The 11,885-nt window shown below is 53.1% G+C and carries 12 protein-coding genes and 2 pseudogenes; 9 read left to right on the top strand and 5 right to left on the bottom strand.

All coding sequences use genetic code 11. From position 1 onward, the window contains the following. Positions 1 to 666 precede the first annotated feature (666 nt). Entirely contained in the window at positions 667 to 1,374 is a 708-nt protein-coding gene (locus GBC03_01820) for a RepB family plasmid replication initiator protein (GenBank protein ID QFS69027.1), read from the top strand. 98 nt (positions 1,375 to 1,472) lie between these two features. On the opposite strand, the gene GBC03_01815 is transcribed toward GBC03_01820, so the two are convergent. Beyond that, entirely contained in the window at positions 1,473 to 2,825 is a 1,353-nt protein-coding gene (locus GBC03_01815; protein ID QFS69026.1) for a hypothetical protein, read from the bottom strand. 18 nt (positions 2,826 to 2,843) lie between these two features. Continuing rightward, positions 2,844 to 3,092 (bottom strand): hypothetical protein, encoded by a 249-nt coding sequence (locus tag GBC03_01810; protein QFS69025.1) that lies wholly within the window; start codon positions 3,090 to 3,092, stop codon positions 2,844 to 2,846. Here GBC03_01810 and GBC03_01805 point away from each other — a divergent pair. The 3 genes and pseudogenes from GBC03_01805 to GBC03_01795 all read left to right on the top strand — a co-directional run bounded on the left by GBC03_01805 (position 3,070) and on the right by GBC03_01795 (position 4,723). Then, positions 3,070 to 3,324 carry a hypothetical protein gene (locus tag GBC03_01805; GenBank protein ID QFS69088.1) on the top strand — a complete coding sequence of 85 codons (255 nt, stop codon included), beginning with the start codon at positions 3,070 to 3,072 and terminating at the stop codon, positions 3,322 to 3,324. The genes GBC03_01810 and GBC03_01805 overlap by 23 nt on opposite strands. Positions 3,325 to 3,853: 529 nt before the next feature. Further along, a pseudogene (locus GBC03_01800) lies at positions 3,854 to 3,970 on the top strand (type VI secretion system tube protein Hcp). A 204-nt stretch (positions 3,971 to 4,174) separates the two neighbouring features. Then, positions 4,175 to 4,723 carry a hypothetical protein gene (locus GBC03_01795; protein ID QFS69024.1) on the top strand — a complete coding sequence of 183 codons (549 nt, stop codon included), beginning with the start codon at positions 4,175 to 4,177 and terminating at the stop codon, positions 4,721 to 4,723. A gap of 840 nt (positions 4,724 to 5,563) precedes the next feature. Here the strand turns inward: GBC03_01795 and GBC03_01790 are convergent. The 3 genes from GBC03_01790 to GBC03_01780 form a co-directional block, all read right to left on the bottom strand. Next, positions 5,564 to 6,346 (bottom strand): tyrosine-type recombinase/integrase, encoded by a 783-nt coding sequence (locus GBC03_01790; GenBank protein ID QFS69023.1) that lies wholly within the window; start codon positions 6,344 to 6,346, stop codon positions 5,564 to 5,566. Further along, a complete protein-coding gene (locus GBC03_01785) occupies positions 6,343 to 6,702 on the bottom strand; it encodes a hypothetical protein (GenBank protein QFS69022.1) in 360 nt (119 codons plus the stop codon). Before GBC03_01785 ends, GBC03_01790 begins: the two co-directional genes overlap by 4 nt. 85 nt (positions 6,703 to 6,787) lie before the next feature. Then, the gene (locus tag GBC03_01780; protein QFS69021.1) at positions 6,788 to 7,099 is read right to left on the bottom strand and encodes a hypothetical protein; all 312 of its coding nucleotides are present in this window, start codon (positions 7,097 to 7,099) and stop codon (positions 6,788 to 6,790) included. Positions 7,100 to 7,672: 573 nt separating this feature from the next. Here GBC03_01780 and GBC03_01775 point away from each other — a divergent pair. The 5 genes and pseudogenes from GBC03_01775 to GBC03_01755 all read left to right on the top strand — a co-directional run bounded on the left by GBC03_01775 (position 7,673) and on the right by GBC03_01755 (position 11,722). After that, positions 7,673 to 8,296, top strand: a complete 624-nt coding sequence (locus GBC03_01775; GenBank protein ID QFS69020.1) for a hypothetical protein — start codon at positions 7,673 to 7,675, stop codon at positions 8,294 to 8,296. Then, positions 8,293 to 8,838 (top strand): hypothetical protein, encoded by a 546-nt coding sequence (locus tag GBC03_01770; protein ID QFS69019.1) that lies wholly within the window; start codon positions 8,293 to 8,295, stop codon positions 8,836 to 8,838. The genes GBC03_01775 and GBC03_01770 overlap by 4 nt, the downstream gene beginning before the upstream one ends. Before the next feature lie 432 nt (positions 8,839 to 9,270). Further along, positions 9,271 to 9,462: pseudogene (locus GBC03_01765) on the top strand (hypothetical protein). A 287-nt stretch (positions 9,463 to 9,749) separates the two neighbouring features. Then, the gene (locus GBC03_01760) at positions 9,750 to 10,622 is read left to right on the top strand and encodes a 3'-5' exonuclease (GenBank protein QFS69018.1); all 873 of its coding nucleotides are present in this window, start codon (positions 9,750 to 9,752) and stop codon (positions 10,620 to 10,622) included. A gap of 65 nt (positions 10,623 to 10,687) precedes the next feature. Then, positions 10,688 to 11,722 carry a hypothetical protein gene (locus GBC03_01755; protein ID QFS69017.1) on the top strand — a complete coding sequence of 345 codons (1,035 nt, stop codon included), beginning with the start codon at positions 10,688 to 10,690 and terminating at the stop codon, positions 11,720 to 11,722. Positions 11,723 to 11,885 lie beyond the last annotated feature (163 nt).

Genomic DNA, 11,885 nt, shown 5'->3' with positions numbered 1-11,885 from the left:
TAAATCAAGTTTTTTGTCTTGTTGATGTAAGTATCTTCTCATAAGTGGGAAACAGGCCAAGTTATGAGCTTATGAGACCTGTACTATGGGAAACACACCAAGTTTTATATACAAACAACTATGGGAAATGGGCCAAGTAAGATCAGGAACGTTGATTGAAAACATTCAGCGCTCGCCGCAGAACACATCCGGTTTTTTTCGGATGTGTTTGAGGAAGCGAAAGATAGCTAATGTTTGAATGAGCTCGTACGCACGTTTGCCGGATAAGAGTGTCATCCCTTTTGTGGGAAATACCCCAACTTAATTGTATGGCTTGTCCACATATCCACTGGCTAATTTTTAAAGGCTTTTTATATTTTTTCTTAATTTTTTAGATATTTTTAACTTTTTAAAATGCGGTGAGCCCTTGTCGGCAGGGGCTTCAGGGCATGGCATTGTGGGAAATAAAGCAAGATCGTATGGGAAAGACCCCGGATTAATATGGGAAGCACCCCAGCTTTGAATGGGATATGCCCCAACTAGATATGGGTTATGGGCCAACTTAATGTGGGAAACAGCCCAAGTAAAAAATGAGGCTTCTTCTTGTGGATAAGTTCTTGTTTGTGCTTGTCGTATTTTGCGGAGCGTGTCATTATGTGGGTACTGTGAATTTTACCCATACAAAAAATGACTACATCAACTTCCCCTGTCCAGGTCAAAAAAGCAGTTAACATTAGCCAGTCAAATGAACTGACAGAGGCTGCATACCACCTGCCTCTACAGGCAAAACGTGTTTTGTGGTTATGCCTGATGCAATGTTATTTCAACAAAGAAGATCCTGCTGAAGAGTCGCCAGTCTTCTCAATAACCGTTGCGGATTACGCTAAGTTTTTTAAAGTTGGTATTGATACTGCTTCCGGCGATGTTAAAAAGGGGGTAAGCGTTCTTGCCGACAGCAACGTAACCTTCTATCCGAAGGAAGGGGAGTTCGAAGAAGTTAAGCGTCCCTGGCTTGCTGAGGCAGGTTTAAAGCGAGGCCGGGGTAAGTGGCAAATTGAGTTTAACTATAAAGTTATGCCGTATCTGATGGGACTTACAAGCCAGTTCACAACTTATTCATTGTACGACTGCGGTAAGCTCAAGAGTGTGAAAGTGATACGGCTATATGAGAGTCTGTGTCAGTACCGACAGTCTGGCATATGGATAACCACTCCAGAGTGGTTATCTGATCGATTCATGCTACCCGCTTCCCAGCGAACCAATATTGCGGAGATGAAAAGAACCTTTCTTAATCCCGCTCTGAAAAACATTAACGAAAGTACCCCGCTCAAAGCCTCGATGAGGCAAGTGGAGGACGGTAAACTCATTTTTACTATTGTTGATCGCAACAGCTGAAGTTGGTCTACTTCCCACATTCAGTAAAGTTGGCCTGTTTCCCATAACCTGAAGAACATTGCTGAACAGGTCTGTAAAGTCAGATCCACTGTACCGGCTTACAAAGGCGTTATTGAGTCCAGATGTCTGAAATAACCCCACAGGTATTTGCTTAAACTGGTGTCCGATTCCCCCGGCCATCTCGGTGGATCCGTTAAAAGGTGACCTAACGTTTTCATCCCGCGATGCTGCTCTGTTTTTCGCTCGCAATAATCTTCATCGGTATACCCCATTGTTTCGATTATGAAGCGGTAATGCTGTCCTGCATTCGTCCTGGCATTGAGGATGAAATCCGGCAGGACAAACCCTTTCTCATCCTCAGTCACCACCTCAATATCAAACAGGGGTTTCACCAGACTCAGCACCGGGGCGTCAGGGTTACGGCTAAGCCAGCGGGCCAGTTCCGCAATACCGTCTATCGTTTTCCTTTCCAGCCCGCTGTCGACCGGTACCGGACATCCCCTACGGTAAAGGGCATGAGCATAACCTTCGCTACAGATCACCTTACTGTCGGTACCGCGCCGGAACGCCAGGATCACCCAATATGGGGGCCGCAGCCCGTCAGTTGACTCTCCATTTATGCTAATACCGCGCTCAGGACGAAACGAAACTTCGCCACCTGGCCAACTGAACATGACCTCATCCCGGGTGACGCACTCAGACATGAAGATCTGAAAGAACATATGGGCTCTGCCTGCTGGCCAGTTAGCGTCATGATTCTCAAGTGATTCCATTAGCTGCTCCTTCCCGTACTGGGTCATCCCGGGCTGGAAACGGACAATATCCGACAACTGTCGGCCGCGGATAAACTCCTGTGATTCTGCTACTCTTCTGAGGTCGTTGATCGCATCGATTGCTTTCCGGGAGGGGAGGGGAGAGAGACTTTCAAGTCGGTTAAGACCGGCATCTTCGATTAGGGAAAGAAGAAGACGTGCGATGCGTGAGCGGCGAGTGCGTCTTGTACGATCACCGGCGGACGCAACCGGATGTCCTGGAGCTCTTACTCTGGCACCGTTCTCGTCCGGAGGCAGGAAATTCCGATAACTTATGCGGCGGCTGCCTGCCGTTTTCCTGGTTCCGCCTGCCGTAGCCCCATCATCGCCACTGAACTTACGGTACATTGGACATTCTGGTGCGTGTTCATGATTAAACCCGGCCAGAAAAAGGGTACCGGTATCCTGCATCAGCCTGGCGCTGTTCATTGCCGGCGAGTCTCCAGGTACACAGTCACACTGAAGCCAGGCTTCACGCTGGCGCATTTCAAGCAGCACCTTTTCCGCCAGAATGTATTCCTCCCGGCCCGCTGATGTTTTGCGACCTGATATATTCTTAACTGCCGTTTCTTCATCCCCGGTTAACCAACGGATGAGTCCACCTCTGGGAGCTTTTTTGCGGATAAGTTTCATTGCCATAGAGAATAGACTCCTTTTTCAGTTCTGGTCGTAACCCGCGCTCTTGAGGAGGGAAACCGACTCGTATCCCGGCATTTGGAACTGCACTCTGTGCCGCGCGGCGACGTCGAGCACAAACACCTTCGTGTACCACAGCTGATTCAGGCTGTCACCTAGACGCTCGATTATTCTGTCCAGTTCAGCTGGCTGCGTGTGGTCTGTCCTGGTAGAATGGCTGTAATCAAGGATATATGGGGTAACGATGATGACGGGAACCGGAATTAACACGGTACGTATCAACGGTGTGGTAAAGGCCGTTACCGAACTTGATCCAGTAACTCTCAGCAATGAGTGGTCAAAGTTGAAAAACGAGAATGATGACCTGTACAGCTATAACCGTCAGATTAATCAGGGTTGGCGATGCTTTATTCTTCGCCTGCTGGGTATTCATCTGCCTGATAAAAACCGTGTACGTCTTGAAGGCATTAATGCCAGAAAAGAATCTGTTTATCCAGAATGAGGCCGCTAAGCGGCCTTTTTACTACCCCTCTTTTAATTCCCCGCGCCACATTGGACACTCAGGTAATAACGTCCAGTTCTGCTGGTTGTGCGGGATCTGGTCTGGTACAATATATAAACCGAACGTACATCCATCAGGTAAACTATGTCCGATTTAGATAACCCGTTTCTATGCCGTGTTGGAATGATTCTGTCCTATTCTGCTGTTTTAGCGTCTTTGGTGCTCGGCATGGTGATGTTTGTTCAGGAAATTTTTATTCCATTATGGCAGCAGTTAAACGCATGACTCTGTGAATCTCTTTATCCCAATACCTCACCGGTAACGAGGAATTAATCATGGATAATTTTTATAACTTTATCTTATCAACATACCCATTTATTTTTTTATTCATGGTAGCTATTTCATTTTTAATTAGGATAATAACGCTGCCACCAATATTTATGGTAACGATTAGACTCATGTACTCAATATTATTGATAATCGTTATTGTGAGCCTTTTAGTTACCTGGTGGCATGTTTATAAGCGGACGTGAAGTGTGGCGTGTCTAACTGTAAACTTACCGCAAATGACAAAATGAACCACGTCGAAAGCGTCAGTTTGCAGTATGAAAAATTCATCTGGGAGCTTGATGATGGAAATATATAGATTAGTCTTGATAGGCCGCTAGTGCGGCCTTTCTTCCGGTATTCTCACGTCAAACGTCCTTGAAGTTAAATTGATCGCTCGCTTGAGTTCATTATTAATACCCCAGGCAGTTAGACATTCAGGTCATTCTGTCCAGTTCTGCTGGTTGTGGGAGATCTGGCCTGGTATAATTTAATCAGTTAAATCAACAAAAAAAGGTCAAGCATGAACATCTTAAAATCATCATTATTTATTATGCTCCTGAGTACCACTCTGGGGAGTTTTAATGCCGTGGCTGATACATTGCCAGCAACGGGTATTTCGGCAAATGAAGGTGCTTATGGTGGGGCGCATTATGGTGTGTTCGGCTATACAGATACAAACTCGCTAGTAAATTCAGTCAAACTTCTGGATAAGTTCGGTTTTCATTCAAATGTTGTAGCCGAAACCCTTGATTTAAATGCTTATCAGGGTAGTGTTATCATCTTTAAACCCGCAGCCAGCGGCAAGGTACTTTCATATGAGGATGTTTTTGCAGCCTTAAAAAAGTATATGACTCCACTTAAATTTAAAGAGACTGATGCTATTGTCGTTAAAAACACACCACTTTCAGTAAATGAAGGTGGTGCGACTATCAAGCAGTCTTATCAAGTGTTGTTTGACGGTAATCATGCTGAATCCAGCCAACCTTTTCAGATCCCCAAAGGCGGTCTTGCGTTAACAGTGTTTAAGCTGGACGGTGGACAACTTCTTTTCATTACCTCTGCTCCCTGATTTATATGGTGATTGTCTATAATTAGGCCGCTTGTCGGCCTTGCTTCTATGAAGCTGTTAGCACAGGATATCGCTTGATAAACTCAGGAGGCATATAACGATGAAGATAAAAAATATATTAACGATTATTATTTATCACTATTACTTAGCAAAAGCACAATACAGTTCGATGAAGCCATTATTTATCAATAAGTTTAATAATAGAACCGACATCATTTTGTCGCTCTTTTCGTATTAGCCCTTATTACTACCCTGATCGGACGCGAAATTAAAAAAAGATGTTAAGTTTTGCAATGCGATGCCGATAATATAATTTAGATTCCATTTCAGGAGATTAGTATGTTAATCACAGATGCCACTATCAGACTTCCAATTTACTTAATTGGAGTAGGTGTATTCGTTCCGCTCATGTTTACTCAAAGTGCGGCATGGGTTATTCCTTTATTTATAATATCGTTCATTGATTTAATCTACCTTTTAAGAAGACCTAAACTAGCTAAAAAAAGCTAATATGAGACACGGGGTCGTTAATGAGTGACTATCAAAATGCCATTGCCCCAACTGTAATACCCTCGTTTGAGGCCGCGCCAGCGGTCTTTTTATTGCCCCTCGTTAAATCCCTGCACCACATTGGACACTCAGGTGTTTCTGTCCAGTAGCTCTCGCAGAGAGAAATCCCACCGGATAACTGCTGTATGTTGAGCAATAAATGCTTTTCTCCCTGGACATTCCGGCACTACCGGAAAAAATGTCCAGAAATTATTTAAGCTGATCGTATTTATTTTTATTGCAGATAACGTCCGGCCGTGCATGAGTAACTGGTCTGCCGGAGAATGATGGTCATCTGACATTTCCCTTCAACAGTAGCACCGCCTGATCGCCCGGCATCTGGAACTGCACCCTGTGCCGCGCCGCCACATCCAGCGCAAACACTTTCGTATATACTTCCGTTGAACTGATGGACTTGTGGCCCATCAGTGACTGCAGCACCTTCAGCGGAATGCCCGCGTACAGCATGTGCATCGCGTAGGAGTGGCGGAACGTGTGCGGCGTCACCGGGACTGAGAACGTCACCCCGTCGGCGGCCGCGCTATCCACCGCTTCATTTATCCACGTTCTGACCGTGCGATCGGTGATTTCCCAGATGCGCGCCTTCTCCGTCCGGCCGCTGCGTTTGTTGCGCCGCTCGAGCGGAATCTTCAGCGTGGCCACCATCATCTGCAGCTGGCTGACGTATTGCGAATCGGAGAGCGGGACCAGACGATGAGGCTGGCTGCCTGTGGGCGTACGTCCGGCGGTCCGGGCGGCTTTCTCCGCGCGCTGCTTGAGGGTGGCCAGTTGCACGAACGGGTAAGGCGGGGCCAGCGAAAAATCACTGCGGGTGAGGGCCAGTGCTTCATTGATACGTGCGCCGGTATTCCACAGCGTTGCCAGCAGCATTTTGCGGTGCAAATCGGGAACGTAGTGGAGCAGGGCGCTCACTTCCGGTGCAAGCAGGTATTTCGGCAGTTCGTCCTGAACCAGCGCCATCTGTCGTAAGGCGAGGGCGGCCGGGTAGTCGATGGCCACCGGCAGCGGTGCGGCAGGCAGGGCAATCCCCTGGCCGGGAAGGGCAGGCATCATTTCCTGAACACCTGATGGAATTCATCGAATAGCATCACATGCCGTGTACGTTTTCCGCTAAGAATTCGGCGCATCATCGGCGTGAAATCCACAGGCTCCCAGCCATAGGGCCAGGTATAGTAAATTCCGGTTTTCAGCGTGTTATCCGGTCGCTCGGGGCCAGCGACGATACGCCTGACCTCCCTGCTCAGCGCTTCACCGCGCAGCCCGTACTGCCCCAGATACCGGCGCAGCCGCGTGACTGGCATCCGCGGGTCAGACTGAGTGAAGGCCTTAACCTCCATTAAATGCGAAGCGGCGATGATATTCATACCGTACTTGCGCACAGCTCCGCACGATTTTGCCACATAGTCCATTCTTCTCTCCTGTTTGTCGTTCACGGTTACTTACCGGATGTCAGTAAAAAATCCCGCCTCCGCGCATTCCGGTCCGGAGAGAGCATCAGAACCGGTATTTTTCCTTTAACTCGGCAATACGTCTGGCGTCGAGAAAGTTGTCCTTATTTCTTCCGGGATTGAAGTAATCAGACTGGTCATCAAAGTGAAGCTGCTCCCGCCCCTGAACAAAAGACCAGCTGTCACCGGTACCGTCCCAGGCGGCAAGCTGACGACCGGAACAGGATATGACAACCGGCTGGCGCTCCAGCGCCGGATTAGGCTGCCGGAAAGGCCACTCCCGCCAGTCCAGCCATAACTCGTGATGACCGTACTCCACTCTCAGGCTCTCATATATTTTCTGCAGCGTAATGGACACTATCCCCTCCTGTATCCTTCCCCAGTAAATAGTCACTCAGAGTAATTACAACGCACAGCACAATCTGCTGTGCACAACCCTGCGTCTGTCATCCGGATGATTTTCCCCTGCCGTCATCATTTTCAGGGTGATAATAAGCAGAGATATAACAACATTGCTAAATTACCGGAGAGTCGTTTCCGTCAGATCCGACTTTCTGCCATATCACAACTTTCCGGAAGTGTACCACGGTCAGGGAATAAGCAAAGCGGCAATATCGGCCGCCGGACAGCAGGTCACGATCAGGGTGCGTAATACAACATATAGCGTCATAAGCAGCTGAAAATGACACTACATGTTGTGTGGCAGGGCCGGTGAACGGCCGGTGACGATCGGGAGATCCGGAACTTACTTTTTCCGGATCTGACCGCAAAAAGAGAGCGGGTGTATGTACTGACCGTACTGTCTGTATTAACTGTATCGTATGTACTGAATGTATCATACTGTATTATATGTATCGAATTGTATTAACTGTATTGTGTATTTTTCAAACACTGGATACACTGAGTGCATGACACCCCACGGAGAGAGTCCATGAGCAAACTGCCTTCCCCTGACATGATCCGTCGCATCGAGGACGCCGCAGCGGCGCTCATCGCCGCCGGCACCCCGAACCCGACCAACGTCCAGGTCCGTGACCACCTCGGCGGTGGCTCGCTGGCCACCATTTCCCCGGTGATGCGCGCGTTCCGCGCCCGGCTGCGCGAACAGGCCAGTGAACAGACGCCGGAACTGCCGCCGGCGCTGGCGCAGCTGCTGACCGGCCAGCTGGCCCTGCTGTGGCAGGCGGCGGTAAAACAGGCGGACGCCGGGGCGCTGGCCGCGCGCGAGCAGGCCGACGCCGACATTGAACAGGCCGACCTCGAGCGCGACGCCGCGCAGGCCCGGGTGGCTGAACTGGAAAGCGAGCTGGCGGTGCTGCGCGAGGTGATGGCCGAACGTGACCGCCTGCTGCAGGACATCCGGCAACTGCGGGATGAGGCGCTGCCGCTGCACGAGCAGGTGGCCCGTCTCACCGCCACCGGCGAACACCTGGCGGCCCAGCTGAAGGAAACGAAGGCGGAACTGAAGGGCGCCAGGGAAGAAAACCGCGCCCTGCAGGCCGAGCTGCTGACCCTGGCCCGGGCGGAGCCGAAAGCCGGGAGGGGGGCAAAATGACACCGGAAATCAGACGCCGTATCCACGCCTTTCACAACGCCCTGGTGCTGGCCGCCGACACCCGCTCACATGAGTGCTTCCGGATGGGCCGCTTTCAGGAGCTGAAAGCCTTCCCACACGGCTGCTGCGATCTGGCCAGCAACTTTCTGGCGCAGTATCTTCAGGACGGTGATCCGTCCCTGAAGCCGGTGATTATCCATATGCAGACGACAAAGGATTTCCGGGATGAGTATCGGTCGACCATTAAATCCCACGTCATCGTGGAGGTGACAGGCTGGTTTGTCGACCTTACCCTGAACCAGTTTGTGGAATATCAGGACCGGGTGGTGATTGACGATCGGACCGGGATCCTGGGCACCCTGCTCAGACGCATCCGTGGCAGTGGAGGGACAGTCACGGAGCGTGGTATTCAGCTCAATGCAGGGCTGGACGAAGACGGACATGAACTCTATGCCTGGCTGCGCGCCACCGCGGACAGCCTGCTGGCATCCTCCCGGCCGTCACCGGCGGCCACCGACGGAAAAGAAACCGGGCGCCTGTGAACCTGTTCAGCTTTCTGAAAAGCAGGGAAAAAACCTGCACGGGAACGGTGCGCCGCACGGCCGCCGTGATGACGGCAGCATCGAACGGGACGGCCTTTTTCGGCGTTCTGTTCCACGGGGAGCCGGACTGGTTGCGGGTGTACACCAGTGACCTCAGTCTGGCGAGCGAGGGTGGCGTTCCTGCTGCCGGATGAGGGGGGCAGCCTGGAGGTTCAGGGCCGTTTCCGGCAGGGCCGGCACACCTGGTACCGGCGTGTCAGGGGGACGCGTGAGCCGGTCAACGCCGGGCGCCGCAGAACCGCTGCCAGCCCCACAGTATTGCAACCGGAAGGAGGCAGGGCAATGCCTTACTACAATGGCCGCTGGCACCTCTATGACGAACGGGAACGGCGGGAATACGGAGAACGAAAACGGCAGGAGCGCAGCCAGCAATGGCAGGCGAACTGGATCAGCCGGCAGGGACTGAAAGCCCGACTCTGGACGGACAAGGCCATCGCGACGTTCCTGCCCCCGCCGGAGCACGCGGGCCCCATCCGGGCCTGGCGGAGAAAGGATGTGCTGACGGCAGAAGAAAAGCCGGACTTTCAGGCGTGGATGGCGACCCGCCGTGACTGGCTCGATGCGCGCTGCCGGCTGCCGGAGATCACCTACGCCACTTACGGCCTGCTGGCGATTGGCTGGGACCGGCGGGCCCCGGACAAACCGATCCGCTACCAGCGGCTGGTCTGGAATGAGGCGAAACAGGCGCTGACGGACTACTCACGGCAGTGGCATAACTCGCCGTTTACCGGCGCGGATTTTGAAGAGGACGATCCGGATGACGTCGCCTGCGCGATCTTCGAATGGTATCTGCGCCAGTGCAGTACATCACCGGTACCGGAATAGTCAATGCCAGACGGCGGAGAGAAGAAATGGATAAGGATGAGTTAGCCGCACGGCGCGCCGCCGCCATTGCGGAAGACGCGTGTTTTACCCGGGGACGCCTGCGCGATGAATTCCGGATGAAGCCGGCGCCCGGGGTGGAGCCGGTCAGATGGTATAAAAGCAGTTATGGTGGCCAGTATGGCGTGTACCGTATCGCTGACTGCGTCCCGATGCGGGAGAAACGCCCGCCGACGGAGAAGCAACGGCGCGCCGGGCAGCGTCTGGCCGTGCTGTCCCGCCTGAACAGCCCCCGCGGCAGACTGGCACAGAAAGCCCGGACCTGGCTGAGCCTGGCGCCGTTGTTCCTGGACACGGAGACCACCGGCCTCGGCTACCACGCCGAAGCGCTGGAAATCGGCCTGACGGAGGCCGACGGTCGCGTGGCTTTTGCAACCCGCCTCCGCCCGACGGTCGACATCGATCCGCAGGCCGGTGCCGTCCACGGGATCACGGCACCGGCACTCCGCGACGAACCGTCCTGGCCGGAGGTGGCCGCACCGCTTCAGCACATTATCGGCGCCCGTCCGCTGATTATCTTTAATGCGCCTTTTGACCTGCGTATCCTGAAGCAGACCGCGGCGGCACATGGCGATCCGGCTCCGTGGCTGGACGGGCTCACGGTCCACTGCGCGATGCAGCTGGCCGCCGGCTATTACGGGGCCACCAACCGCTATGGCTCCATCTCGCTCGCCAGTGCCGCCCGTGAGGCCGGCCTCACCTGGCAGGATCGGGCGCATTCAGCCCTTGCCGATGCCCGGATGACCGCGGGCGTGGTGGCCGCCATCGCGGCGGACTATCTTCAGCTGAGACGGGAACTGGCCAGTTATGAAGATTCCCCGCCGGCAGAACCGCAGGATTGACGTATTCAGGGCCGACATCCTGACGGGTGCAGACTTTGCCGTTCACACAACAATAAGGACCGGATGTGAATAAAAAAGCGTATTCAGGCAGTGCATTGCCATCCCGCCTGGCGTTACCGCCCCGGGTGACTTTCGTTCTGGAGATCAGCGGACTCTTCCTGGTGTGGTGGTTCCTGCTGACACTGGAGTTTACACCCGTCTCCTCTTACGTCGGAAATATCGCAGACGTCGCGCAGTTCATTGGCGGAATAATTGTGGTGATCTGTGTCTGCCGGGCACAAAGTCTGGCCGCGTTCATACGCACTTTCGTGTATGGCGGTACCCTGCTAGCGTTGCTGCCCGTCATTATCGGGGGGCTGTCCGATACAATCAGCCAGTCCAGCGATGAAAACCCGTTGTTCCCCGTCGTCGTCATCATGGTGTGTTGTGGCATGGTGTACGCTGTCTGCAACCTGCTTACCGGCAATGACCCCGCCGGTGATACGGAAGTCCGGGAAGGCACAACCGCGTGCCAGACTGCCAGCAGTGTACACTATACGGACAGGCGCATTGCCGCCGCCCATGAAGCGGGCCACGCGCTGATGTATGCCGCCTGGTCTCCATTGCCGGCAACGCTGCAGGTGAGCATTAAAACGTCGACAGATAACAGCGGTTCGCTGGGGTACGTCCGGTGCGGAGAGCCCCGGCCCCGTCTGATGGACAAAAACCGGGAAGCGTGGGAAATGCTGCTGGCGCTGGCGGGTATGGCGGGCGAGCAGCACTATACCGGTGACGTCTCATCGGGCGCGTTCGATGACGGAAGACGCTGGCTTTCTCATGCCGTGCCCTGGCTGGTCTGCCACCTGACCACCGGTATCTACTATCCTGACCCCGGCACACCGCTGGAGCTGGCGTCCAATCAGCGTCAACTGATGGCACTGAAAGCGGAGCATAACGCGCTGCTGACGGAATTCTTCACCCTGAACCAGGACCTGCATGCCAGGCTGACTGACGCGTTGATGCCCGGGGAAACACTGGAAGCCCGTCATCTACACCCGTACCTGGCGGCCGTGCAGCTGCCGGACGCCTTTCCCCGGGTCACCGCGCCAGCCCGAACCTGAACAGCATCAGGGAAGCGGTATCATGAACGTAAAGCCCGGCCCCCGCGCCGGGCTTTTTATGGTTTGCGGAACCCGCAGTCAGCGCCATAAAGCAAAAAAGAGCAATGATTTATTTTATACAATAAAAAATCATACCTGATATTATTAATATCATATCACTCTA

It is taken from the genome of Citrobacter telavivensis (genome assembly GCA_009363175.1).
In the GTDB taxonomy this organism is placed as follows: domain Bacteria; phylum Pseudomonadota; class Gammaproteobacteria; order Enterobacterales; family Enterobacteriaceae; genus Citrobacter_A; species Citrobacter_A telavivensis.
This window is presented reverse-complemented; position numbering and strand designations above follow the sequence as displayed.